General features: G+C 44.9%; 21 protein-coding genes. 8 read left to right on the top strand and 13 right to left on the bottom strand.

Annotated elements, in window-relative coordinates:
* Positions 1-131: 131 nt before the first annotated feature.
* Positions 132-1,352 carry an S-adenosylmethionine:tRNA ribosyltransferase-isomerase gene (locus D0T51_RS08610; RefSeq protein ID WP_163727969.1) on the bottom strand — a complete coding sequence of 407 codons (1,221 nt, stop codon included), beginning with the start codon at positions 1,350-1,352 and terminating at the stop codon, positions 132-134.
* Positions 1,353-1,475: 123 nt separating this feature from the next.
* Here D0T51_RS08610 and D0T51_RS08605 point away from each other — a divergent pair, with 123 nt between their 5' ends.
* The 3 genes from D0T51_RS08605 to zupT are packed head-to-tail and all read left to right on the top strand — an operon-like array spanning position 1,476 to position 3,878.
* Positions 1,476-2,414 (top strand): cation diffusion facilitator family transporter, encoded by a 939-nt coding sequence (locus D0T51_RS08605; RefSeq protein WP_163727967.1) that lies wholly within the window; start codon positions 1,476-1,478, stop codon positions 2,412-2,414.
* Between the two features lie 3 nt (positions 2,415-2,417).
* Positions 2,418-3,008, top strand: a complete 591-nt coding sequence (locus D0T51_RS08600) for an epoxyqueuosine reductase QueH (protein ID WP_163727964.1) — start codon at positions 2,418-2,420, stop codon at positions 3,006-3,008.
* Between the two features lie 60 nt (positions 3,009-3,068).
* Positions 3,069-3,878: a zinc transporter ZupT gene (gene zupT / locus D0T51_RS08595; protein ID WP_163727962.1), complete on the top strand. Its 810-nt coding sequence runs from the start codon at positions 3,069-3,071 to the stop codon at positions 3,876-3,878.
* Positions 3,879-3,908: 30 nt separating this feature from the next.
* On the opposite strand, the gene D0T51_RS08590 is transcribed toward zupT, so the two are convergent.
* Entirely contained in the window at positions 3,909-5,132 is a 1,224-nt protein-coding gene (locus D0T51_RS08590) for a hypothetical protein (RefSeq protein WP_163728027.1), read from the bottom strand.
* Between the two features lie 151 nt (positions 5,133-5,283).
* Between D0T51_RS08590 and D0T51_RS08585 the strand changes: the two genes are divergently transcribed.
* On the top strand, positions 5,284-6,645 hold the full coding sequence (locus tag D0T51_RS08585) for a TrpB-like pyridoxal phosphate-dependent enzyme (RefSeq protein WP_163727959.1): 1,362 nt from the start codon (positions 5,284-5,286) through the stop codon (positions 6,643-6,645).
* A gap of 211 nt (positions 6,646-6,856) precedes the next feature.
* On the opposite strand, the gene D0T51_RS12355 is transcribed toward D0T51_RS08585, so the two are convergent.
* From D0T51_RS12355 to D0T51_RS08570, 3 genes are all read right to left on the bottom strand, one after another.
* On the bottom strand, positions 6,857-7,318 hold the full coding sequence (locus D0T51_RS12355) for a T9SS type A sorting domain-containing protein (RefSeq protein ID WP_163727957.1): 462 nt from the start codon (positions 7,316-7,318) through the stop codon (positions 6,857-6,859).
* A 197-nt stretch (positions 7,319-7,515) separates the two neighbouring features.
* On the bottom strand, positions 7,516-7,905 hold the full coding sequence (locus tag D0T51_RS08575) for a DUF3244 domain-containing protein (protein ID WP_163727954.1): 390 nt from the start codon (positions 7,903-7,905) through the stop codon (positions 7,516-7,518).
* A 139-nt stretch (positions 7,906-8,044) separates the two neighbouring features.
* Positions 8,045-9,763 (bottom strand): lipopolysaccharide assembly protein LapB, encoded by a 1,719-nt coding sequence (locus tag D0T51_RS08570; protein WP_163727952.1) that lies wholly within the window; start codon positions 9,761-9,763, stop codon positions 8,045-8,047.
* Positions 9,764-10,120: 357 nt separating this feature from the next.
* Between D0T51_RS08570 and D0T51_RS08565 the strand changes: the two genes are divergently transcribed.
* Positions 10,121-11,416: an acyloxyacyl hydrolase gene (locus D0T51_RS08565; RefSeq protein WP_163728024.1), complete on the top strand. Its 1,296-nt coding sequence runs from the start codon at positions 10,121-10,123 to the stop codon at positions 11,414-11,416.
* Positions 11,417-11,438: 22 nt separating this feature from the next.
* Here D0T51_RS08565 and D0T51_RS08560 read toward each other — a convergent pair whose 3' ends face one another.
* A complete protein-coding gene (locus D0T51_RS08560; RefSeq protein ID WP_163727949.1) occupies positions 11,439-11,849 on the bottom strand; it encodes an organic hydroperoxide resistance protein in 411 nt (136 codons plus the stop codon).
* Positions 11,850-12,024: 175 nt separating this feature from the next.
* Here D0T51_RS08560 and ruvB point away from each other — a divergent pair, with 175 nt between their 5' ends.
* Genes ruvB through D0T51_RS08545 form a run of 3 tightly spaced genes read left to right on the top strand, consistent with a single transcriptional unit; the run spans position 12,025 to position 16,750 of the window.
* On the top strand, positions 12,025-13,050 hold the full coding sequence (gene ruvB, locus D0T51_RS08555; RefSeq protein ID WP_163727946.1) for a Holliday junction branch migration DNA helicase RuvB: 1,026 nt from the start codon (positions 12,025-12,027) through the stop codon (positions 13,048-13,050).
* A 4-nt stretch (positions 13,051-13,054) separates the two neighbouring features.
* Positions 13,055-14,557, top strand: coding sequence for a lipopolysaccharide biosynthesis protein (locus D0T51_RS08550; RefSeq protein WP_163728023.1), 1,503 nt, complete (start codon positions 13,055-13,057; stop codon positions 14,555-14,557).
* Positions 14,558-14,614: 57 nt separating this feature from the next.
* Complete coding sequence (locus D0T51_RS08545; protein ID WP_203583353.1) at positions 14,615-16,750, top strand: S46 family peptidase; 2,136 nt, start codon at positions 14,615-14,617, stop codon at positions 16,748-16,750.
* Between the two features lie 83 nt (positions 16,751-16,833).
* Here D0T51_RS08545 and D0T51_RS08540 read toward each other — a convergent pair whose 3' ends face one another.
* The 7 genes from D0T51_RS08540 to D0T51_RS08510 all read right to left on the bottom strand — a co-directional run bounded on the left by D0T51_RS08540 (position 16,834) and on the right by D0T51_RS08510 (position 26,757).
* Complete coding sequence (locus tag D0T51_RS08540) at positions 16,834-18,300, bottom strand: PD40 domain-containing protein (RefSeq protein ID WP_163727944.1); 1,467 nt, start codon at positions 18,298-18,300, stop codon at positions 16,834-16,836.
* 11 nt (positions 18,301-18,311) lie between these two features.
* Positions 18,312-20,057: a DUF6057 family protein gene (locus D0T51_RS08535; RefSeq protein WP_163727941.1), complete on the bottom strand. Its 1,746-nt coding sequence runs from the start codon at positions 20,055-20,057 to the stop codon at positions 18,312-18,314.
* Between the two features lie 45 nt (positions 20,058-20,102).
* A complete protein-coding gene (locus D0T51_RS08530; RefSeq protein ID WP_163727938.1) occupies positions 20,103-21,284 on the bottom strand; it encodes a dicarboxylate/amino acid:cation symporter in 1,182 nt (393 codons plus the stop codon).
* Positions 21,285-21,328: 44 nt separating this feature from the next.
* Positions 21,329-22,804: a Na+/H+ antiporter NhaC gene (gene nhaC, locus D0T51_RS08525; RefSeq protein ID WP_163727937.1), complete on the bottom strand. Its 1,476-nt coding sequence runs from the start codon at positions 22,802-22,804 to the stop codon at positions 21,329-21,331.
* Between the two features lie 69 nt (positions 22,805-22,873).
* Complete coding sequence (locus D0T51_RS08520; protein WP_163727933.1) at positions 22,874-24,157, bottom strand: murein hydrolase activator EnvC; 1,284 nt, start codon at positions 24,155-24,157, stop codon at positions 22,874-22,876.
* A gap of 6 nt (positions 24,158-24,163) precedes the next feature.
* Positions 24,164-25,018 carry a DUF4292 domain-containing protein gene (locus D0T51_RS08515; protein WP_239056751.1) on the bottom strand — a complete coding sequence of 285 codons (855 nt, stop codon included), beginning with the start codon at positions 25,016-25,018 and terminating at the stop codon, positions 24,164-24,166.
* Positions 25,015-26,757 carry a lipopolysaccharide assembly protein LapB gene (locus D0T51_RS08510; protein ID WP_163727930.1) on the bottom strand — a complete coding sequence of 581 codons (1,743 nt, stop codon included), beginning with the start codon at positions 26,755-26,757 and terminating at the stop codon, positions 25,015-25,017. The genes D0T51_RS08515 and D0T51_RS08510 overlap by 4 nt, the downstream gene beginning before the upstream one ends.
* Positions 26,758-26,766 lie beyond the last annotated feature (9 nt).

The raw sequence follows: 26,766 nt of genomic DNA, 5'->3' as shown, positions 1-26,766 counted from the left end.
AGTCACTAATAATTAATTGTTAATTATAAATTGTAAATTATAATCTTTCACGCTTCACCCATCGTTCATCACTAATCACTAATCGTTAAACGTTCATCACTAATCGTTAATCGTTAATGATTAATTACCGATTACAACAACAACGAACTATCCCCATAACTCAGGAAGCGGAAATCGTGGGTTAAGGCATAATCATAGAGCATTTTCCAGTTTCCTTTGACAAAAGCAGAGACGAGCAGAAGCAAAGTGCTTTGGGGCTGATGGAGGTTGGTGATGATTCCTTGCACGATCTTAAACGTATAACCCGGAGCAATCATTATTTGTGTTGCGGTCACCAGGCGGTCTGTCTGTGTGTTGTCGAGGTAGTCCAGGATATGTTGCAAGGCCTCTTGGGGGGAGAGAGTATCTTGGGGCTCTTTGTAAGGAGCCCATTGATCGACCACCATCTCTTCGGCAGTTGCCTGGGGGTGGGTGGCGAGGTACGTACCGATGTAATAGAGACTTTCCAGGGTGCGTACCGAGGTGGTACCTACGGCAATGATCTTGCCGGGATTCTCTTTTATGTGTTGGATCGTCTGGCGCGATACGGAGATAAACTCGGTATGCATCTCATGGCCTTCGATCGTTTCGCTTTTTACCGGCTTGAAGGTTCCGGCGCCTACATGTAGGGTCAGTTCTTCGCGGACAAAGCCTTTGGCGTCAAGAGCAGCCATCACCTCCGGGCTGAAGTGCAGTCCGGCTGTCGGAGCGGCCACCGAACCTTTTATCTTGGAATAAATGGTTTGATAGGTTTGCAGGTCGCTTTCCTCCGTATCCCTGTTGAGATAAGGAGGGATGGGCAAGACCCCTGTGGCATCCAGTAATTCAGCAAAAGTATAAGTCGGTTTATCCCAGGTGAACTCAATCAGGTGGGTATCTGCGGCACTTTGTAACTTTTCAGCGTAGAGGGTGATCGTGTCTTCACCGATCTGTACTTCTTTTGCCAACCGCCCTTCTTTCCATTTCTTGAGATTACCGACCATACAGGTCCAGCGGCATCGTTCTGTTTGCTGAAAGACCAGGGCGTAGTCGTGTGGATCGACCGGTTCCAGGCAGAATATCTCTATCCGTGCACCTGTCTCTTTGTGGAAAAGCAGGCGGGCCTGAATGACCCGCGTATTGTTAAACACCAACATCGCACCGGAAGGCAGGTAATCTGTTATCTGTTTAAACCGGCCTTCGTTAATCTCTCCTTCTTTATACAAAAGAAGTTTAGACTCATCCCGCTTGGCTAGAGGGAATTTGGCTATCTTCTCCTCCGGTAGCGAATAGTTATAATCCTCTATGCGAATATGTTGTATCGGTGTATTCATTTATCCTTTCTACTGATTGCGTTGCAAAAGTACGATAAAATACCTAACAATGGGGAGAGGGTGCTTTAGAAAAAAGCGTAGCTTTGCAGAAGGATCAATCGGTTTTAAGTAAACGGTTTTATTATGGCACATAATCATAATCACGGCGAAGGACATGGTCATCATGCCCATCATTCCCATGAATTGAGCTCGTTGAACAGGGCTTTCATCTTGGGTATAGGATTAAATATAGTCTTTGTCCTGGCAGAGTTTGGTGCAGGTTTTTGGTTTAACTCACTGGGCCTTTTGTCCGATGCCGGTCATAACCTGAGTGATGTGGCCAGTCTGGTACTGGCTATGCTGGCCTTCCGCTTGGCCAAAGTTCATCCTACCTCAAAGTATACGTATGGATATAAAAAAAGTACGGTATTGGTTTCTTTATTCAATGCCGTGATTCTGTTGATAGCCGTAGGCATCATCCTTGCAGAAAGTATCGAAAAGTTTATCCATCCCCAACCCGTAGAAGGAGGAGCTATCGCCTGGGTAGCAGGGATCGGGGTGTTGATAAACGGGTTTACAGCCTGGTTGTTTATGAAAGACAAAGACCGCGACCTGAATGTAAAAGGTGCTTATCTGCATATGGCAGCAGACGCCCTGGTCTCTATCGGGGTGGTTGTTTCCGGTATAATTATTATTCACACGGGATGGTATATTATTGACCCGATTATCGGGATCGGGATCGCTCTGGTTATCATCTATTCAACCTGGGATCTGTTGAAAGACAGTCTGCGCTTATCCCTCGACGGTGTTCCGACAGGTACCAGCCTGAAAGAGGTGGAAGAGATTATGCAATCCGTCGGCGGAGTAGAGAACGTGCATCACCTGCATATCTGGCCGATCAGTACGACCGAGACTGCGCTTACGGCTCATGTGGTCATACCCGATCTAACGCTTATGGAGAGAATCAAAGAACAGATAAAAAAGCAACTGAATGAGGCCGGCATACAACATATCACTCTTGAATTTGAATTTCCTAACAAAGCCTGTCCGGATGGGTGCGGGCCTTTGTTGAGTAAGGATTAAGTGATGCATACTGATTTATTACACATAAAACAGGGACTACCGGAGGGAGTGACAGATATTGTATTACATACCTGTTGTGCTCCTTGTTCTTCCGCTATTATTGAATGTTTGTTGGCCAATGGCTTACGTCCTGTCATTTTTTATTTCAACCCGAATATATATCCGTTGGAGGAGTATGAACTGCGGAAAAATGAATGTACCCGGTATGCACAGGCCCTGGGGTTGACTATCATTGACGGCGATTACGATCATGCCGGATGGCGAACGGCCATGGAGGGGTTGGAGAAAGAGCCGGAGCGCGGCCGCCGTTGCCTGCATTGTTTCAGGCAACGTCTGTTGGTCACAGCCTGTTACGCCAAGGAAAATGGATATACAGTCTTTACCACAACCCTGGCTTCTTCCCGGTGGAAGAGTCTGGAACAGATCCATGCTGCCGGACAATATGCGGCAGCAGCTTATCCGGGAACCTTCTTTTGGGAGCAGAACTGGAGAAAAGGCGGACTCAGTGAACGCCGGAAGGAGTTGATCGCCCTGCATGCCTTTTACAACCAACGCTATTGCGGTTGTGAGTTTAGTATGCGGAGTGATAAGTAATTTCAAAAGTGAACATTTCTTTTTATACATATGTTATTGTTTGAAAGGAAGATCAACTGTATGGAAAATAATATATTCATTCCCTTTTTACTGACTCTTTTTGCCGGTTTGGCTACCGGCATTGGCAGCCTGATTGCTTTCTTTGCCAAACAAACCAATAAGAGATTCCTTTCTTTCTCTCTGGGTTTATCTGCCGGAGTTATGATCTATGTTTCGTTTGTAGAGATTCTTCGTCAGGCGGAAGAAACATTGGTGGCAGAGATGGGCGTAAAAGAAGGTATGGGAATGACCGTATTGTTCTTCTTTGCCGGTATCCTGTTGATCGGCATTATAGACCGTCTGGTCCCTTCTTTTGAGAATCCCCACGAGGTACGCTCAGTAGAGAGTATGCAGGCTCCTCCGCCTAAAACCAAACTTATGCGCATGGGGTTGATGACGGCATTGGCTATCGGTATCCATAATTTCCCGGAAGGGATAGCCACCTTTACGGCTGCCATAGAAGATCCAGCCTTAGGCATAGCCATTGCTGTGGCTATTGCTATCCATAATATACCGGAAGGAATTGCTGTGTCTGTGCCTATCTACTATGCAACAGGCGACAGGAAGAAAGCATTTTACCTCTCTTTGTTGTCCGGCCTGGCCGAACCTATAGGAGCTCTTTTGGCCTACCTGGTATTGATGCCTTTTATGTCGCCCGCGGTTATGGGTTGTGTGTTTGCGGCTGTGGCAGGCATTATGGTTTTTATCTCCATGGATGAGTTACTCCCCGCTGCCCGTGAATATGGGGAACATCATGTTTCTATCTACGGTCTGGTTACCGGAATGGCTATCATGGCGCTTAGCCTTATCTTATTGGCAAAGCCTCTCTGAGCGTCGAATCGGTTATATACACACACTTTTTCAGAAAAGGTATACCAAAAGGCCGACAAGGCGGTGGTTGGTTACCGAATGGGTATCTTCTATCTTGCCGTTGCGGGCGTTCGGACTGCCATAATAAGCTGTTGAGGGAGAATATTCAATACCTATCCTCCAATGAGGGAGGTTATAGGAGATACTCGCGTTGAGAGTAAATAACTGATCGATGTCCAATCCTCTTCCGTACTTTTCGGAAGAAACCATATCGTGGGTGGTTCCTAAGTTTTTGGAATACCCGATAAAAAGGGCCGGTTTCCATTTATTCCCGTAAGTGAAATTGATCCAGGAAGTGGAATGACGGAACGGAGTATATTGCTGCTCTCCGTTTGCCGGGTCGATGGAACGTATGCCGTATCCACCCATCATCAATGTATGATCCAGTGCGGAGGCCAGGAATGTCTTCGCAGCCACGGTAAAAGAACGGCCTGTATATTTCACATGTGCCTCATAAGAAAAGGTGGTCATGCGTTCCTCTACTTTGTACGATTGTTCTTTCCAGGAAGAAACAGTACGGGGTTTCAAGGAGATCATATGCATACCTGCACCGGCTAACCAACCGGTGGAAGAGATGTAATCAACCCCTATATATAATTCGGGAACACAACTGTTCTTTAAATAAGTAGAGGAACCTCCGGAAGGACCGTTGGAGGTATATTGCAGTTGCCAGATCGTTGCAGCCGTAAGTTTTATTTTATGCGGCATATACTCGAAACGAAACTGCGGGCTTCGGTTGAAAGGCTGAAAAGGAGATCCTGTCGAAAGCCCTAATATATTCGGTGAGACGGAGCCAAAGAGCGGATGCCAGGTCTGGCCGAGTAATAGACTGTATTTCTCCCAATGCAACTGCACATAAGCCTGGCGGATACGCAACATCGTGTTGCTGGGCGAGAAACCACCGAAGTCTGTTTCTACCTTTGCCGACGAACGGGCAGAGCCTAAACGTGGCCCCGTAAGGTCGACACCGAGGCGGGTCGTGAACACATTGAAACTGGCACTGGGTGTTGCATGCAGGTCTTTCCCGTTTGCATCCGGCATCTTATCCAACGGATAAAGATGAAATATCCCTTCAATGGGGGCAGAGTTGGCACGCGTATCATAAAAAACATCCCCCCGGATAAATCCATAAAAAGTATAGGTAAAGTCTTTGCTTTGTGCAGAGGCTGAACATACGATAAAAATGCTTATCAGAAAAAATAAAACGCTTTTCATCATTTCTCCATTTATCATTTGTCAATCAGGGCGCAAAGATATACATTTTTACGTATTCCTATTGAAGAACGAAATTTTATTTGTTCCTTTGCTGTCAACTTGTAAGCCTTTTGGCTTAAATAGGATTAAACATGTAAACTATAATAGTGAAATGAGTACGAAAAAGTTTTTATTAGAGGAGAAAGACATACCAACTGCCTGGTATAATATTGTTGCCGATATGAAGAACAAACCGCTTCCTCCTTTAAATCCCCAGACAAAACAACCCTTGAAACCGGAGGATCTCTACCCTCTTTTTGCCAAAGAACTGTCGGAGCAGGAATTGAACCAGACAGACCGTTGGATTGAGATACCGGAAGAGGTGCGTGAACTATATAAAATCTACAGACCCACTCCTTTGGTACGTGCGTATGGATTGGAGAAAGCCTTGGATACCCCTGCTCATATCTATTTCAAGAACGAAAGTGTGAGTCCTATTGGCTCTCATAAACTGAATTCAGCTATTGCACAAGCCTATTTCTGTAAAAAAGAAGGGGTTACCAATATCACTACGGAAACAGGAGCCGGCCAATGGGGAGCGGCCTTGTCCTATGCCGCGAAAGCATTCGGACTGGAACTGGCCGTATATATGGTGAAGATCAGTTACCACCAAAAACCGTATCGCCGCTCTATCATGCAAACATTCGGTGCGCAGGTAATCGCCTCGCCCAGTATGAGTACAAAAGCGGGACGTAAGATATTGACTGAAAACCCGAATTATCAAGGGAGCTTGGGCACAGCGATCTCCGAGGCAGTAGAACTGGCTATGCAGACACCTAACTGTAAGTATACCCTGGGCAGTGTGTTGAATCATGTGATGTTACACCAGACTGTGATTGGCCTGGAAGCGGAGAAACAAATGGAGATGGCGGGTGAATATCCGGATGTAGTGATTGGCTGCTTCGGTGGCGGGTCCAACTTCTCGGGCATTACCTTTCCTTTCCTGCGTCATAAATTAACGGATGGAAAAGATATACGTATTGTAGCAGCCGAACCGGCTTCTTGCCCGAAACTGACACGCGGACAGTTTCAGTACGACTATGGAGATGAGGCCGGATATACTCCGCTTCTGCCTATGTTCACCCTAGGACATAACTTCGCACCGGCAAATATTCATGCCGGCGGATTGCGGTATCACGGAGCAGGCTCTATCGTCAGCCAGATAATGAAAGACGGATTGATGGAAGCTGTTGATGTGAAACAATTGGATACGTTTGAAGCGGCTACCTTATTTGCTGCCACAGAAGGTATCATCCCGGCACCGGAATCGTCTCATGCCATTGCTGCCGCTATCCGGGAAGCCAACCTGGCGAAGGTAGAGGGAAAAGCAAGAACCATCCTTTTCAACCTCTCAGGACATGGACTTATCGATATGGCTGCGTATGACCAATATATATCCGGTGACCTGACGAACTACGAATTATCCGATCAGGAACTGAACAAAAGCCTTTCCGGATTGGAACATATAATCTAATAAGAGATTCTTTCTTTCGATAGATACGATCCAAACATAACCTATACGGCTATTGCAACTCTTGCGATAGCCGTATTTTTTTTGCCTGAGTGACACTCCGAACAAGGGATTAATCCGAAAAATTGAAAATACAACAGCCCGGGCGGCGATATAGGAAATAAGGATATTTACGGTTTGGTTAAAAAAAGCCGCCCGAAACTGTTGGTATTTATTATTTTACTTTAAACTTACCGGAATAGGATTTGCCCTGTTTGTCCGTACATTGATAGAAATAGATACCGGGAGTATATCCCGTTGGAGAGAGAATATATTCTTCCTCATTCTCTACCTTATAACGGCCCAGTTGTATCCCGGCTGTATTATAAATCTGCATGGAGATTATTCCCAAGTTATTAAAATCAAAACAAATGGTATTATCCAACCGATAAGAAACCTTTATCTCTTTCCTTTCGGTATGGATCGGCTCTATGTCCGTAGGGTAAAAAGAGGGAAAGTCTTCGTTGAAATATAAAATTTCCCCTTGGTGTTTGAATCCGATTAATTTATTAAACTTATAATTATGCGTAGGGTAAATCACTCTACTACAAAAAAATAAACCATTCAAACTGCCTATACCTTCAATCCATTCTATTTGAATTTCCCAATCACTCTCTAAAGTAAATTTCTTTCGCACATTCGTTGTATTTGTCCATTGGTAAAACGGGTTCTGCATTTATGTGGTGCGTAATTCATGTAATAGATGTAAAAATAAATACTAAAAATAAGTAAATTTTTGTTTTCATAAGATTCAATTAATTGTAAAATTATACTTTAAATTCAAATACCGTTTTATTTAAGATGAAAATATCTATAAACAGACAGAAAAAGAGGTCAAAAAATGAAATCCCCCATTAATACTCCGCATCTATGTGTAAGTATAAGGGAATAGGCTCCTTCTTGTAAGGAAAATGGAATAGAATAAGTTGATTTACCCTGTGAAGAGATCACCTCTTCAAAGACCAAACTACCCTTGGAATCGATGATTTTTACCTGTAGGTGGGTGATTGTTTTAGAAAAGACCAAGTCAATCGTATTCCCATGAAGGAAAGCGGTAGGACGAGAAGAGAAAAGTGAACGCGGACTACTATCATTCCATTCTCCTTCTATCTCTATTTCTTCAGCAGGAATAGGAAAATCATCATCGTCTGTTTCTGCATAAGAGAAAGAGGAAAAGGATGAAAATCCAACAAAGAGGATTAAAAAAAATAATTTTAACTTCATGATTTTAAAATTTGTTTATCCAAAGTTAAATTACAAATTCCTTTCCTCCATGAAATAGTGGGTTCTTATATTCACATTCGTATTCACATTCTGTTTTATACATTAAGAATCAATCGTTTATCTATTCCTCATACAAGGATTAGAAAAGGGAATGAATAAACGATTGCAGGTCTGTTATGGCAGAATTTACCTGAAATAATTTTTCAAACAAACGTCTTTTTCGCATGGAAGTAGCAGTAATTGAAGTAGATAATAAGTGTCCGATATCGGATGTCCCCATATCTGTCTTTAAAAGATAACAGATTTGCAGATCCGTTTCCGTAATTTGGGGTAAATAATGAATAAGGGTTGATCTAAAATTAGGGTAATAGATATTAATTTCGCAGATAAGTTCATTCATGTTCTCTTTGGTGATTTCCCCTAAATTTGTGGTGTTATGAAATAATTTATAAATGGATGTTTGTTTAAATAGGATGTCTATTTCTTTCTTATTAATTTGCGCGTTTTGTACTTGTTTCATATTCAGTTCCAAACGTTTTTTCTCCCGAAGATAATCATCCATATTGGATGCAGACGTTTTCAATATATGTTCTAATTCGTTTATTCGGTATTGATCTTCTTCTACCTTTTTTTCTTTTTTCTGATGTTCTTTTAACATCTTCTGATAGTGGTTCTCCCATTCTTTCTCTTTTTTATGCGAAGTGCGTATATACCAGAAGAAAAGGAAAAGGATGCAGGCGGAGAATAAAAACACAAGAGCCAGATCACGTTTCAACAATGTATTCTGTAGCTGACTAAGAGTTATATCTTTCTCCATCAACTGATAGTTGTAAAGTTGTTCGGTTTCACGAATTGCGTTCGTATGCTTTTGCCGGGCAATTAGGGTTTCTATATCGCTGTATCTTATATGTAATGCTGCATATTTTTCCCATTCTTTTTTTTGTTTGGCTATTTTTATTTGTCCCAATAAAGAAGCTGCCTGGGTAGTCAGTTGCTTGCTTTTTTCACTTTCCTGCAGATAATACAAGGCAGTGTCAGGGTTTGTCTGCAGATAAAACCGCCCCAATGTCAAACAAGTGGTATAATAATCAATAGAATCGTTTACACAAGAAAGAGCCTCCTGCAGATAACTTTGCGCTTTGTTTGATTCTTTTAATGCGATATGGCAATTGCTTAATTCTACCAAAATAGAGGGACGGCTTATCTCATCAGCGTTTTCCAATGCCTCTGTATAATAAGTAATTGCTTCATCTATTTTACCCAATTGGCGATACACCCTTCCCATGTCTCGTAAAACAAAAGAGAGACCTTTGGCATTTTCTGCTTTTTTCATATAATCGAAAGCGTCTTTCAAATAAGGTAGCGCTTTGTCATAGACGCGTTGACGTGTATACAAACTTCCTATATGATCGTTTATCAAGGCTAACAAATAATTATCCGTCTTATGGGCTTCTATTCCCAACGCTTTTAGATAATACTCCTGGGCCCGTGGAGCATCTCCCAGATCCTGGGCAACTCTACCGATATAGTAATAGGCAAGTAGCAGGCGATCGGGATTTTCTCCCTGTTCGTAATAGTCGACAGCAGCCCGGATCAACGAATCTGTTGTATGTTTCCTATACGTTTTATCCATCGCCTGTGTCACCAACAAATTCCATTCGGCCCGTTGGGCGCGGTTGAAAGAGGCGGTGGCATCCGCTTTTTTCAATAGGAGATAGGCAGTGTCGGGGTTTGTCTCCATCAGCGATTCTGCTTGTTGCAGCAAAAGCGTGGGGGGTACTCCTTTCTGGCAGCCCAAAAGCGAAGAGACAATGCACAGAAAAAGGACAGATAAGAGGATGTATGTTCCGCATTTCATAGATACAAGCGTTTTAGATAATGCCCGGTATTCACTGGGCGAATATCGGCTTTTTCTATCAATACACAAAAAAGAGGGCTGAACAAATTGTTCACAAAACCGGGAGTATTTTGTTGCCGATGGGCATCAACAGTATTGCCGATGCGCATCGGCAATATTGTCGAAGGGCATCGGCAATATTGTTGAAGCCCATCGGCAATAGAAATTCGGCTTGTATTTTTGTCCGATGCGTTTGAAATAATCTTAAAATTATGCCGGAGAATAAAAGCGGAAACGAATAAAGTGATATATTCGCGGATCGTTCGGCGATAGGGTTATATCCGGACGATTTTAAAAAAGAAGAGATTGACACGATCTATAAAAAGCGGCGTATATGGATGGAAGGTACTGGCTCTTTCAGGAGTATTGTTTTTTCTGTCTGATACAGCTTTGGCACAAAAAGAGATTGCAGGTAATACGCAAGCAGACTCCTCCTTCCTTTCCTGGAAAAAAGAAAGGGAAAAATCCGATCTTCTACCGGATGGACTGCGTCACCTTCCTTTTTCCCGTCGTTTTATCCATCGGATGGAAGCCGAATTACGCCCGGGATATATCGTACCGACAAGTTCTTTCCTGGAGGGAGAGAACGCCTTTTGGCGACCGATAGAGAGGTCTTTTTCAGGACATCTGAAATATTCGTTTAAGTATCATCCTTATACCTGTACCGATCGGATTTACGGGGGAGCTTATCAAGGGCTTGGCTTGGCTTATTATTCCCTGGACAACCGGAAAGAATTAGGCGATCCGATTGCCTTTTATTTATTTCAGGGGGCTCGCATCAGCCAGTTCAACCCTCGTTTATCCTTGAATTATGAGTGGAATTTCGGCTTGTCGTTCGGCTGGAAACCGTACGACTACGAATACAACTATTACAACAAGATCATCGGATCGAAGATCAATGCGTATATAAACCTGGGGTTTTACCTGAACCTGGCGCTTTCCCGTCAGTTTGACCTGACACCGGGCATCTCTCTGACGCATTTTTCCAACGGTAACACGCGGTTTCCCAATGCCGGATTGAATACGGTGGGGGTAAAGCTGGGTTTGGTTTATAACTTTAATCGCAAGGATCATACGCTTTCAAAGCCTTTCTTCAACACCCTTGTTCCGGAATTCCCCCGGCATATAAGCTATGATTTGGTTTTATTCGGTTCGTGGCGGCGAAAAGGGGTCGTTTCGGGAGATATGCATCTTCCTTCGCCGGAGGCGTATACGGTCTGGGGTTTCAACTTTGCCCCGATGTATAATTTCGGATACAAATTCCGTGCAGGCGTATCTGTTGACGGGATCTATGACGGCAGTGCCAATGTCTATACCGAGGATGGTTATACCTTTATCCGCCCTTCTTTAGACAAACAACTGGCTTTGGGTCTTTCCGGACGGGCGGAGTTTGTCATGCCTTATTTCACGGTCGGCATAGGGCTGGGAGCAAATATCCTGCAGGCAGGAGGCGACCTCAAAGCAGTGTATCAGATACTGGCGCTTAAGATTGAAATAACCCGGAGTTCGTTCCTGCATATCGGATACAGCCTCCATGATTTCCATGACCCCAACTGCCTGATGTTAGGCATTGGTTTCCGTTTTAACAATAAATATCCGACTTTACATCGTTGAGAGGGGGTATTCCCCCTCCCTCTTATTTGACGTTTATCTGCACATCGATATTTCCTCGTGTGGCACGGGAATAAGGGCAGAAGGCATGGGCTTCGTGTGCCAACTCTTCCGCTTCTTTCAGAGGGATCCCTTCTACATGGATATGCATCACGACGGATAATTTAAACCCATCACTCACTTTATGTATCGTCACCTCTGCTGTGACTTCGGGACGTACACGGAATCCTTTGGCAAGGGCTACATGCCCATAGGCTCCACTGAAACAGGCGGCATAACCTGCTGCAAATAATTGTTCCGGATTGGTATAGGCACCACCCGGGCCACCCATTTCTTTGGGTGGGCGCAACTGCAAATGAATGACTCCGTCTGCCGACTTCACTTCTCCGCTTCTACCTCCTGTGGAGGTGGCTACTGCTGTATACAATGCTTCCATACTGTTTTTTTATTGATGTATTTCTTCTCTGTCGCTTTTTAGGCGCTTTATTAGACAAACAATAGGGAGGGGGGATTGTTCCGCCCTCCTTTGACTTCTTTTAACTCCTTTGCCTCTTAACTCGCAAAGCGGGTACGAATATATTATTAACTTTGCCGATTAATTAGGAAAGAACATGGCAGACGATTTTGACATACGTAATCAGGAGATACCGGAAAATGAACGGGAATACGAAAATGCATTACGCCCGCTTTCATTCCATGATTTCAGCGGACAGGCGAAGGTAGTCGAAAATCTGAAGATCTTCGTGATGGCAGCCCGGATGCGGCATGAGGCCCTCGACCATGTCCTGTTGCACGGTCCTCCGGGATTAGGGAAAACAACCCTGTCGAATATTATTGCCAATGAGTTAAGTGTAGGTTTCAAGGTGACCTCCGGTCCCGTATTGGATAAACCGGGCGATCTGGCCGGGGTGTTGACCTCCCTGGAAGCGAACGATGTGCTTTTCATTGATGAAATACATCGGTTGAGTCCTGTTGTGGAAGAATATCTCTATTCGGCCATGGAAGACTACCGGATTGATATTATGATCGACAAGGGTCCCAGTGCCCGTTCTATCCAGATCGATCTTTCTCCTTTCACACTGGTAGGAGCCACTACGCGGAGCGGCCTGTTGACCAGTCCGTTGCGTGCCCGTTTCGGGATCAATATGCACCTGGAGTATTATGATGTGGAGACATTGACAAAGATTGTCTTGCGCAGTGCCGACATCCTGCATGTACGTTGTGAGCTGAATGCCGCCCGGGAGATTGCTTCCCGCAGCCGGGGGACCCCTCGTATTGCGAATGCCCTGCTTCGGCGGGTACGTGATTTTGCCCAGGTGAAAGGAAACGGAGATATCGATAAGGCCATTGCCTGTTATTCTCTAGAGGCACTGAACATCGACCGTTACGGACTCGATCAGATTGATAACCGTTTACTGACAACGATCATTGATAAATTCAGTGGTGGCCCGGTAGGACTGACCACCATTGCTACTGCCCTGGGCGAAGATCCAGGCACCCTGGAAGAGGTATATGAACCTTTCCTTATCAAAGAAGGTTTTATCAAACGCACCCCGCGCGGCAGGGAAGTAACCGAACTGGCTTATACCCACCTCGGACGCAAACGCGGCAGCGAGCAGGGCTTTTTATTTGATTGATTCGATGGGAGGAGGCATGAAACGACTGGCAAAAGACACAGCGATCTATGGAGTAAGTAGTATTGCCGGGAAGTTCTTGAACTGGTTATTGGTTCCGATGTATGTCAGGGTATTGCCCCATGCGGGCGATTATGGAATCGTCACCAACCTGTATGCCTGGGTGGCTCTGTTGCTTGTTGCCCTTACCTATGGTATGGAGACAGGTCTTTTTCGTTTTATCAATAAAAAAGAGGAGAAAGAGCCGTTGCGTGTGTATAGTACGACCCTGTTCAGTATCGGTTGTACATCGCTTTTATTCCTGTTAGCCGGCTTTTGCTTTCTTCATCCTATCAGTCATATACTGGGTTATGGCGATCATCCCGAATACATAGGTATGTTCCTGGGCATTGTGGCTACGGATGCTTTCTGTTCCATTCCTTTTGCCTATTTGCGCTACCAGAACAGACCCGTTCGATTTGCAGCGATTAAGTTGATGAATATATTCCTGAACATTGGATTGAACCTCTTTTTCCTCGTTCTCTGTCCCTGGTTGTATCTCCATATGCCCGGGCTTATCGATTGGTTCTATTCTCCCGATTATGGGGTGGGCTATATCTTTATTGCCAATGTTATCACGGTCATCGCCGTCTTTCTCTTTCTTTTGCCGGAGATCTTCCAGGCTTTTCGTGCCAAGGCGGACTTTCCGTTGCTCCGGCAGATGTTACGGTATTCGTTTCCGATCATGATCCTGGGGATAGCAGGGGTATTCAATCAGACGGCCGACAAAATCATTTTTCCTTTTCTCTTCGAAGACAAGGTCTTTGCCCAGGAACAATTGGGTATTTACGGTGCCTGTTTCAAGATAGCCCTGGTCATGGTGATGTTTATTCAGGCCTTTCGTTATGCCTATGAACCTTTTATCTTTGCCCGGAATAAAGAAAAGGGGGGGCATCGGGCGTATATTGAAGGGATGAGGTATTTCATCCTGTTCGGCTTACTCATCTTCCTGGGGGTTATGTTCTATATCGATCTATTAAAATATTTCGTGACGCCGGCATATTATCCCGGTTTGCGGGTAGTACCGATCGTGATGTTGGGAGAATTGTTTTTTGGTATTTATTTCAACCTCTCTTTCTGGTATAAGCTGACAGATCAGACCCATTGGGGTGCTTGGTTTTCAATGATAGGATGCCTTGCAACGGTATTGATCATTTTGCTTTTTGCCCGGGAATACGGGTATATGGCCTGCGCCTGGGCATCGTTCGTTTGCAACCTGTTGATGATGTTGCTCTCTTATTTTATCGGGCAGAAGAAATATCCGATCGCTTATGACCTGAAATCGGCATTTACCTATTTGGGGGTGGCGGCTATTTTGTATACTGCCGGCATGATGCCTGTGATCGAATCGGTATTCATACGGATCGTATACCGTACCTTTTTATTGATACTTTTTGTTACTTTCATCATAAAAAGAGACCTTCCCCTGCATGAACTTCCGGTCGTCGGACATTATTTCCGGAAAAAATAAATTGAAGGGAAGAAATAACAATGCATACAAATTATACATACAATTAAAATAGAAGTTATGAAAAAAATGTGGGCAAGTCTACTGCTATTCGTTATAGCAGTAAGCCAGATACATGCCGATGAAGGTATGTGGGTATTGAAAGAATTAAACAAGGTGAACCTGGCCCGTATGGCCGAACTGGGTTTCACCCCCTCGTATGAACAGTTGTATAGTGAGACCGATCCGTCCATTGCGCATGCAGTCGTTATATTCGGTGGCGGTTGTACAGGTATTACTGTTTCGCAAGAAGGCTTGTTGTTTACCAATCATCACTGTGGATACGGTTCTATCCAGAAGTTGAGCAGTGTGGAGCATGATTATTTGAAAGACGGCTTTGTTTCTCAACGCAAAGAAGACGAGCTGCCTGTGCCGGGATTAAGTGTTCTTTATCTGAAAGAAACGATAGATGTCAGCGACCGCGTGATCAGTCAGATCGAAGGCCTCGACACTGAGTTCGCCCGCCTGGCTGCCGCCGATTCTATCGGAAAGGCCATTTGCGACTCTGTCGGTAAAAACGAATTCCTTTCCGCCAGTGTGATTCCGTTTTATAACAACAACAAATATTTCCTGGTCGTATACGATGTTTTCCGTGATGTGCGTCTGGTATTTACCCCGCCCAGCTCAGTGGGTAAGTTCGGTGGAGATACAGACAACTGGATGTGGCCGCGTCATACCGGAGACTTCTCTGTGTTCCGTGTATATGCCGGAGAAAATAATTTGCCTGCCGCATACAGTGCCGACAACAAACCTTATCAGCCGAAATATGTTGCTGAAGTCTCTATCCAGGGATACAAAGAACACGACTATGCGATGACTATCGGTTTCCCGGGAAGTACCGACCGGTATCTTTGTTCCTGGGGTGTACAGCAACGGATAGAGAACTCAAACAAACCCCGTATTGCTGTGCGTGAAGTGAAACAGGAGATATGGAAAGAAGGCATGGCTGCCAGTGATGCCGTACGTATTAAGTATGCCTCTAAATTTGCCGGCAGCTCCAACTACTGGAAAAACTCTATCGGAATGAACCGGGGCTTGGCCAACCTGCATGTGATCGATCGCAAGAAAGAAGAAGAAGCCGCTTTTGCCGCCTGGGTAGCCCAAGACCCCAGCCGCCAGGAGAAATACGGAGAGGTATTGTCGCTGTTGGAAAACGGATATACTTCAACCAACGAATATGTAAGTATACAGACCTATCTCACCGAAGCGTTTTGGGGAGGTGCAGAGATTGTTCGCCTGGCACGTATGGTGCAGAGTGTAGATGTGAAAGGATCGACACCGGAAGAAATAGACATCTTCCTGGAAGATCGTATCCAGCCTTTCTTTAAAGACTATGAACCGGCGATGGACCAGAAAGTGTTGGCTGCCATGATGCAGATTGTAAAAGAATCGGTTCCGGCTGCTTACCTGCCGGATATCTATGCGAAGGTAGACAAGAAATACAAAGGAGACTATCGCAAATATGCGGCTGATGTGTTCCACAAAACGTCTTTATTGTCATACGATAAGATCGAAGCCCTGTTGAAAGATCCGAAAGCCTATAAGAAGCTGCAGAAAGATCCGGCAGCGGAACTAAGCCTCTCGGCATTGATGTCTATCTTTGAGATACAACAAGAGATGGGAAAATCGCATTATGACATCTCGAAGGGAGAACGTCTTTATTTTGCCGGTCTGAAAGAGATGCATCCGGAGAAAGCCCTTTCTTCCGATGCCAACTTCACGATGCGTCTGAGTTATGGTTCTATCCTGGGGTATCGTCCGTATGACGCTGCCTGGTATGATTATTTCTCTACGGAAAAGGGTATCTTTGAAAAAGAAGATGCTACCAGCGATGAGTTCTGGGTGCAACCGGAAATCCTCGAATTGATAGGCAGTAAAGACTTTGGCCCTTATGCCAATGAAAAGGGGAATTTGCCTCTTTGTTTCCTTTCCAACAATGACATTACGGGAGGGAACTCCGGCAGCCCTGTGTTTGATAAAAACGGACGGGTGATCGGTTTGGCTTTCGATGGTAACTGGGAAGCCATGAGTGGAGATATTGCTTTCGAACCGGACTTACAACGGTGTATCAATGTCGATATGCGCTACATACTCTTTATGATCGATAAATGGGGAAAATGTCCTCGCTTAATTGAAGAGCTCAAGTTGGTGAAATAAAACCTTTCTCCGGCATAAAACAAAAGTTCCTCCGGCGTGAAACAAATGTTTCATAACCGGAGGAACTTTTGTTTCAACCCGTTTTATTTGCCCATGAATGTAACCGTTCTGCCTTTTTCCTTTTTGGCTTTTTGACCGATCTCAAACCTTTGGTCCTTCACCTTCCCCACAATAAATTCAGGAATATTATACGATTTCATGAAACGATGGTAGAAGTCCACCTCTTTCTGAGGTAATAGGAAGGGTTTCTCTGCCTGTCCCTCTGCATTGATATACGTCATATAGGGACGTGTATAAAGTCCGTCGATCCGTCGGCTGCTGAATACCACCCAACGGCTGTTACTGCTCCAGGAATGATAACTCTCTACATCCGGACTATTGGCTGCTTCTAAAGGATAATGTGCGCCTGTCGACAGGTTTATCATATAGAGGTCGGCATCTTTGTGCCAGATAGAGAAATTCCCGTAATCCGCTAAGGTATACAACAGATACTTTCCATCGGGAGAGATGCGGGGGAAAGAGACGCTGCGTCCCTGTAAAGGGGCATTATACAAGGTGTCAACCGTTGTGCCGAAGCGACGGTTTTCCGCATCAAAAGAGATGGCACACAGGCTGTATTTCACCTCCTCGAAGTCCTCCGGCAGATGGCAGGAATCGGCAGAACAGAAATAGAGCGTTTTCCCATCCGGCGAGAAAGTAGGGAATGTCTCAAAAGACTTTTTTGAAAACAAGAGGGGAGAGGTGATGATATCGTGTTTCTCCGTGTCGTATACGACCACGTCGGACTTATGGTCGAACACCTCTACCCTGTTCGAATGGTTCATATGAAAGGCCTGTTTGGTATCATTCACCGAAAAGGCTATATACCGTCCTTCGGGATGCCAGTAGGGATAAACCAGGGAAGAGATGGTGTAATTGGTTTGGGTGTTTAATTTTTCTATCTTTTCACCGTCTATGAGTATCGTACAGCCAATTTTTCCACGCATATGGAACACCATCTTGTCGGGTTGCTGCATGCGGAAAGAGTGGCAGTTCATACAGTTTCCTTCGCTCAGCTTATTCTCCATGATCGCTGTTTCTTTATAACTTTCAAGGTTACGCTGGTAAATACCCATCTTATTCCAAAGTTCGTATCCCGGCTCGATAAGGCGGTAAGCGATATAAGGGTCTATCGGATCAGGAGCTATGCGAAAGGTGAAAGGCAGGTATCCGACCCATTTCCCTTCGATTTTAGCCATTGTTTTGACGGAGACCTTATCTCCCTTATTCTTCAGCAACATCTTCTTCCAGCGGGAAGCAGGGATTGTAAATTGACCTTTCCGGGCAATCACCTCCCAGCTTTCGTCTTTGTCGGTAAAAACAATACAGGCTTCTTCGTAGGGAACGGTTAATTGAAAGTTTAACGGGGCGATATTTGATGGGATCGTGCAATCGGCATAATCCGGGAAGATCGGTGCTCCTTCGTTACGCTCCTGATCAAGGGAGACCGGTGCATGTGAGCAAGCCGTGAACAAAAGAATCAGAGAGAGGAAAAATATTTTGTTTATCATAACCATATGTTTTATTTGAACATGAAATAGAACCAACAGGTATCACCGAAGGAACGTCTCAAGAGATTGGCTGCTCCGCTGTTGTTGCGATGCGCCAATACTTGTTTTTTATATTCCTGGAAGCGACGGATCATCTCTTCGGGTATTTTATAATGTTCCCACATCTCCGGTTGTCCTTCGTAAAGGATAATGACCGCTTCCTGGAAGGAACGAGGCAGAGTGGGCAGAATATCCGTGCCGTAATAGGTCTCAATAAGGTTTTTAAACTGATTCATATCTTTCGTCAATAGGGCGGCACATCCGAAATATTCAATGGCAGTCTTATGACCGGGGTTCTGAGCGGCAATAAGAAGAAGGTCGGTACTTGCCGATGTATGATTCACGATAAAGTTCGTGTCGATCAAACACCTTCTTTTCTCTCCCAACAAAGGGTCTTTTTCTACCTTTTCATCGTTATAAAGGAAGTCGCGGTGTTTTTTTGCCCAGGAGCGATAATATAACGTTTTTTCGAGGATATCCAGGTATTTCTCCGCAACGGGATAAGCTCCGTAAATCAGGTTCGTTTGTATCAAGCGTTTGAATAAGCGGGGGTTGCCGTAACCGGGTGTACTCACGCTGCTCTCGAATGCCATTTCCTGGGCGATGGCACTGTTACCGATGGCAAAATGAATATCGCTAAGCATAATAGAAGGCTGCAATGTCCTGTTCCAGGGAAGGAAGAGGCCATCGATTCCCCGTTGATCGTATAAGAAGAGATCGTCGGCCAACCGCCCTTTCTGGGCAAGGGCCAGGTTCAGATAATTCATATAGAGATAGTTGGAGAGAGGGCCTTTAGACATTTCTATAAGGGGGTCCCACTGTTCAAAGCGGGCACAATAATCGAATCTTTTCAGGCGGGCCGACTTGACATCTATATATTCGGCAATGAAAAGCCAGCCAATCACAACGATCAGCAGTAACTGGGCTACACTATGCACGATCTCTTTTTTGACAGAGATTGGCTTGGAGTTATGGAAGAGTTTGCTGATTACCAGAACGAGGAATAGACTGATCCAGGAGAAATAGATGTGTTTACCGGGAACCAGACCATTATGGTAGTACATATCCGGCAGAAAAGCAAAACGAAAAGTACCGATCTCGCTGAAATAAACACTGACAAAAGCTAAAACAAGCGACTCTACCGGAAGTATTGCCGCAAGATAAGCTTTCGGATTGCGGTTTATTCCTTCCCAGAGAAGGGCAGAGAGCGCATATAGAAGAGCTACCGGTCCGGCCCACCAGAAAAGCAGGAAGACGGAAAGGGCACCCATAAGTAGCCTCATATTCAATGCACGCAAGGAGATATACAGATAGAACGCTCCCAACATCAATAAGAAAGCGACTGTTCCCTGATAGAGATAATTGAAATCGAAATGCATACATAAAAGGGAAATAACCGGTAGGACATATAAGATATAAAGCGGTTTGGACGGACTGATCCGCTTGCATATCAGGGCTGTCAGTATGCCTGTTGCCGTCAGTAATATCGCATTGATAAACGATCCGCCATACGGACGGACAAAAAACTGTACCAGAAACTCGGCAATATAATGGGCAAGTCCTCCCGGATGAACCACCATCTCCCGGAAATAGTAACCGGTAAACAGAAACATTTGATTTTGTTCGATAAAGGCAAAATGGTATTTATAGATCCATTCCAGAAAGGCAAATAAAAACACAAATAACAGAAAAGCAAAAACGGATATTCGGTATTTCATGGTATAATCTTATATTAAACAAAGATACGTACTCTTATGTAATAATCAAGCGGATTCTCTGGGGCGTTTTCCGGCAATCCGGTCAACCAATACGGCAATGGCACCGTCACCTGTTACATTACAGGCTGTACCGAAACTATCCATAGCTATATAGAGGGCGATCATCAGTGCCTGTAAAGTCTCGTTGAAACCGAGCATTGTCTGCAGAATGCCCAAAGCTGCCATAATCGCTCCTCCGGGAACACCGGGGGCGGCAACCATGGCTATCCCGAGCATCATGATGAAGCCACTGTATGCTGCGAGATGTATCGGTTCACCGGCCATAAGCATGATCGCCATGGCACAGGCAACGATCTTCATCGTGCTGCCCGATAAATGGATTGTGGCACATAAAGGAATGGTAAAAACTGCAATATTTTCGCTTACACCGTTTCTCAGCGTTTGCTTCAGGGTGACCGGGATAGTAGCTGCCGAAGACTGGGTACCTAAAGCGGTAGCGTAGGCCGGGAGCATATTACGTAACAGGCGGAATGGATTTTTGCCACTCACGCCACCGGCGATCAGGAACTGAATCAATAAGAGTAAGATATGCAGGATAAAGATTACAAGGATGACTTTGACGAACATGAAAAGAATACCTGCCACCTGTCCGCTTACAGTCATATTCAGGAAAATACCAAAGATATGAAGCGGTAAAAGAGGGATGATGACGCTTTCGATTACTTGGATGATGATATCTTTAAAATCATTGAATCCATTGCGTAAGGTCGTACCACTGATAATCGATAATCCCAAGCCGATCGTAAAAGACAGGAGTAAAGCAGTCATCACATCCATCAAAGGAGGCATGCCCACGACAAAATAGGGTTTCAACATAAAGTCTTCCGGATTCTCCACAGCAACCAGTTCGGCACTGGGTGAGATTATCTGCGGGAATACCGCCGAACAACTGAAATAGGTAAAGAACCCCGAGAAGAGGGTAGAGCCATAGGCGATAAGGGCTGTCAAAGCCAATAGCTTGCCGGCTCCTTTTCCCAAGTCACCGATAGCAGGAGTTACCAACCCCAGGATAATCAATGGAATGGCGAAGGAAAGGAAATTACCGAACAAAGAATTAAAGGTCACAAAGATGCGGGCAATGGCATCGGGAAGGAAGTGTCCGAAAACAATGCCGCTGACAAGGGCGATAACGACCCATCCTAACAAGGATACTCTACTCTTTTTCATATCATATAATTTATATGGCTCCCTTCCCCCTTCTCCCCAGGGAGTTATGAGAGTGACTCTGTTTGAGTCTCCTCTTGGGGTACGATGGGACCTTTTATTTTATAACCCATAAGGGCAATAAGGATACTCATAACCGGACTGATCAGATTAAAAAAGCAATAGGGTAGATAGGTCATAGTAGCTACCCCGAGCACCGTGGCTTGTGTCATCCCACAGGTATTCCAGGGCACAAGAACGGAAGTAACAGTGACCGCATCTTCTGTTGTACGGCTCAACAAACAGCTTTCATACCCATTCTTCTTGTAAATGTCTTTAAACATATTACCCGTAAGAAGGATGGAGATATATTGATCGGCCGTGCATATATTCAATAAGAGTCCCGACGCTACGGTCGAAGAGACCATATTCACCCGGCGGTGCATAAAGCGGGTAAAGACTGAAAGGATACTTTCCAACATCCCACTTGCCGTCATCGCCCCTCCAAAACACATAGCACAGAGGATGAGCCAGATCGTATCCATCATACCGGCCATGCCACGGGTGGAGACAAGCTCGTTTAATTCCGCATTGCCCATCTCTATCTGTGTATTGCCGAAGAAGGTGATAAACAGTCCTCTGAACAAGGATTCTCCCCCTGCCTCCGCCATTCCGGATATCTCCTGTAAAAGATGGGGTTGGAAGAGTACAGCCAATAGGCCGGCCAGGGCGGCAGAGAGGAATAAGGTGATGATAGACGGCACCCGCCGGACAATAAGTATACCGGTGATAAGGGGAACAACTAATAAGCCGCCGGATATATGGAAATGCTCCTTCAAAGAAGCAGCATAGGAAGTTATCTGTTCCATGCCCGTTCCTTCGTGTGTAAATCCGGCAATAGTAAAGATTACCAGCGAGATAAAAATAGAGGGAAGGGTGGTATACATCAGGTAACGGATATGGGTGAATAAAGGGGTGCCTGTTACTGACGAGGCCAATATAGTAGTGTCTGATAAAGGAGATATCTTATCTCCGAAATAAGCACCGGAGATAATAGCCCCGGCAGTCCATCCGGTTGAAAAGCCCTGTGCCTCTCCTATGCCCATAAGGGCTATGCCCATGGTTGCAATTGTTGTCCATGAACTGCCTGTCATTACGGATACGATGGCACAAATGATGCAGCAGGAAACGAGAAAGAAGTTGGGATGGATAATCTGCATACCATAATAGATCAGTGTCGGCACGACCCCACTTATCATCCAACTGCCTGCCAATGCCCCTATCAATAACAGGATAATGAGGGCAACGGATACCCCCAGGATATTGTTACATATGGCTTCTTCGATTGCCCGCCACTTCACTTTGCCAAAGACAATAGCCAGGAAAGAGCAGACGGCTGTTGTCGTCAGCAATACAACCTGACTGCCTCCTCCCAAAGCATCACTGCCGAAGATGCGTATCGTAAAAAAGAGGAGAACGACCAATACCAATAAAGGTATCAGGGAGAGAAGGGGAGATGGTAATTTGCGTGGCGTTTCTTCCATCAAAAACAATTTCTTATTTGATTTATATCGCTACAAAGGTATATGAAAAACAGGAAAACACGCATACTACTACCTATCCAACCAAGGAGCAGGGTTCAGTTTTGTCTTTTCTTTCCAAAGCTGAAAATGCAGGATTGTCGTATGACTATTTTCCGTATCTGTAAAAATCTTACCGATAGCCTGGCGGGTTTTCACCTTGTCGCCGGCTTTTACATATACCTGACTGAGATTACTGTATACGGTCAGGTAGTTCCCGTGACGGATGATCACCGAATTATTATATCCGGGGACAACAAAGACACGGGTTACCTCTCCCTGGAATACGGCGCGAGCATCTGTACCGGGTACTGTCTGGATATCAATACCACTGTTATTTGTCCGGACATATTTCAGTTCCTGGTGTTGTTGTTCACCAAAGGTGCCGACAATGGTATACCTTCCTTCCAGCGGGAATGGCAAGCGTCCGCGGTTAGCAGCAAAGTTGTCGGAGAGTTCTTTCTCCGCCTTGGTCATTGCATATCCTCCTTTGGTGTCGGCTACCCGTTCGGCCTGCGTCGGCAGTTTCTTTCCGCTTTTCCGTGCTTCCGCTTCTGCCTTTTCACGGGCGGCTTTGGCTTCTGCCTCCGCTTTGGCAATCTCTTCGGCTATTTGTTTTTCGATCTGACGGTTTAACGCGTCAGCTTGTTGTTTTTTCTTCTTCAATTGGGCTTGCAGGTCTTTTTGTTTTTTATTTAGTGCCTGTACCTCTTTCTTTTGGTTAGATTCTTCGTTGACCAGTTTTTTGTTTTCTTCTTCCCGCTCTCCCAACAAGAGTTGTTTTTCTTCTCGTGTCTTTTGTAACTCCTGTTGTTTGGCGGTGATCTCTTTTTGTTTTTCTACAATTACGGCGGCTTGTTGCTTCTGCCAATAGGCATATTCGCGCAGATAACGCATGCGGCGCATAGATTGTCCGAAATTGTCCGCAGAGAAAATAAAGAGTAACTTATCTTGCGAGGTGTTGCGTCGCTGCATTCCCTGGACAGACTTTCCGTAATTCTCCTGTTTGCCTTTTAACTCTTTCTCCAGTTCGGTTATTTCTTTGCGCAGGGTATTTACCTGGTTGTCGATAGCGGCCATCTCCTGGTTCAATAACAGGATTACCTGCTTTCTGGAGAGGATTTGCCGGGAGAGAAGGTTGAGTCTGTTCAGCGAGTTTTTTGCTGTCTGGGTAGTTTCTTTAAGCAATTGGTTCGTCGTCTCGATCTCGGCAAGAGCCGCCTTGCGTTGTTCTTCCAGTTTCTTGACAGCAGCCGACTTCTGACCGGAGACGGCCAAAGCGGAACAAAGACATATGACTAACCAAAGATATTTCATTGTTGTTTATCTGGAGCTACTGAATGCTTTTAGTATTTCAGCGAATGTGATCCGCTTATACGAACTACCGGGTATAGAGATTCCCACTTGCACCGGTATATTTGTCTGGATACGGTTGAAGTGCATCTTTATATCTCCTTTGGAAATGCCATCACCCCATAATCCGACATGCATCAACATCGGAAAGGGTTGTCCTTCATTTATCCGGAAATTGGAATAATCCCATTGCACGGCATAAGTTTCTGAGGCATTTGTTATGTGTGTAGATAAGAGTTTTTCCTCTCCGTCTACTTTAAAAGTATAAAGCAGTCCCATCGGGTCTTTCACGTTGGCTTCTGCCATACGCCCTTCCTGATTCAAGCGGAAACGATTGTATCGGGAGGGATCTATCTGTTGCTCTCCCGGTAAAAAGATATGGTTGATAAAAAGCGACTGCAAGTTATAGAAGTTAAAGGTTACAGGTATCTGCCCCTTTAGGTTGGCATAACTCTCTGCCACATACCGTTTGTTCATCCGGTCGATTATCCGGATACTGTCCCTGTTGAGTTCGATACGGAAAAGTTCTATATTGAGAAGGGGCTGGATAGAAAGATGAAAAGCACTGTCTTTCACCATCTTCAGGTCGACACGTGAGCTCATTTCTTTTCCCTGCATAGTCAGTTCAATCTGCATTCGTGCAGATAAAGTATGAAACCGGAAAGCCTGTTCCTGCATCGAGTCGAAGAAGTCCGCATGGGCTTTTGTTTCTCCTCTTTCTACCGTAGCTACTTTTTGAGACGATTTACATCCGACCATCAACAGTAAGAAGAACAGCCCGGCCATTATTATATGGTTATTCGTTATCGTTCTCCGGTCTCTCATTCTTCGATATATATTTTCTCTATTATCTTTCGATCCAATACCTCACTTTCTTTACCCATTTCTTTGGCGCGTATCCACTGCTCGACGGCTTTTTCCGGATCTCCGGTCATATACAGGATATCCCCATAATGATCAACCAGTTCGTAACTGTTTGTCTTGTCTTTTTCCAAGGCCTGCTGGATATATATCTTTGCCAGAGAATAATCACCTTGCACGAAGAATATCCAGGCAAAGGTATCGAGGTAGGTGGCATTGTCGGGTTCCATCTTTACCGTTATTGCACTCATCCGTTCGGCCTTTTTCAGATCTTTCTTATCCAGTGCCAGGAAGTAACTGTAATTGTTGAGGACCATGATGTTTTTATCATTATACTTTAAGGCCTCATCGTATGCTTCGTAAGTCTTGTCCATTTGTTTTAACTGGTAATATATATCCCCGATCTGTCCGTAGAAATCCGACTTTAATTGTCCGTTTTCAGCGGGAATAATCGCTATACCTGCATAATAGGTATGGAGCGCCTCCTGGTATTGCTCCTGTTGGTAATAAGCGATACCCAGATAAAAATAATATTCCGGGGCTTCCGGGAAAAGTTCCATACAGGTGGTGCAGATACGAACGACTTCCGGCAGGTCTTCAGACCGCAAAGCGAGGTTCAATAAATGTTGCCAGGCAGCCTGGTTTCCGGGTTCCAGTTCTGTGACCAACTGAAACTGGAACTTCGCTTCTTCATTTTTATTTTGTGCCATCAACAGACTACCATACCTCATCTTTAGTTCCGTATCCTCCGGATGTTGTTCCAGGAGCTCCTGAAACAAGACAGTCACATTCTCTATCCCTTGTTTGGATTGTTGCAGGCGAACGATATATTGCGAAAGGATGCCTACTTTTGTCTGTACATCCAGTTGCTCATTTACCAACGCCTCTTTTATTTGTTTTTCTGCGGCTTCCTTATCTCCTTTGGCTTCGTAATAGTTTGCCATGGATACGATATAATAGGGATTGGAAGGGTCTATCGTATGGGCTTTTTCATAGCTGGTCAGGGCTTTCTCCAGTTCTTTGTTTTCCAGGTACAGATCTCCCAGTAACAAAGGATAGCGGGCTTCCATAGGAAACTTCACCGCCAATTTTTCTATCTCCCGGTAAGCATTTCCTTTTTGTTCCAGTTGGGTATAGAGACGAAACTTCTGAACAGAGAGCGCTTCGCTCATACCAATAGCCAGCTCCAGTGCATTATAAGCTTCTATTGCCTTTTCTATTTCTCCGGCCTGACTGAGGGCGTCCGCCAGGTAAAAGTTCAAGTCGGTCTTTGCCGGATATTGTTGAACCAATTTTTCATATTCTTCCGCTGCTTCCCCATACAAACCCAAGGTACGGTTGATAGAAGCTAAAGCCATCCGGTAAGTGAAGTTTTCCGGCTTATAAGCCACGGCCTGACGTAAGAGCTCCACGGCCTTTTCCTGCCGGTTCAATTGCATATAGAAAAAAGAAAGTTCATATAATACAGCGGAGGCTGTCGAATCTATTTTCTGGCAATGACTGAAAGCATCGAATGCAGCATCATATTTCCCTGCCAGTTTGAGGTTAAGGCCCTCTAAAAAGAAATAGTCAAACTTCCGTTGATCGGCCACGCTTAATTGCTCTGTCGTCGCAGCCACTTCTTTTTGGATATCGGCAGCCCAGGAGGAGGTTAGCCCCACCAGTAATACGATCCATATGCCTATCAGCCTTTTTCTCATCATTTGTTTGCC

It is taken from the genome of Parabacteroides sp. 52, from assembly GCF_010500925.1.
Lineage (GTDB): Bacteria > Bacteroidota > Bacteroidia > Bacteroidales > Tannerellaceae > QVMG01.
Note: the sequence above shows the minus strand (reverse complement) of the source record. Positions and strands in the feature narration are given on the sequence as shown.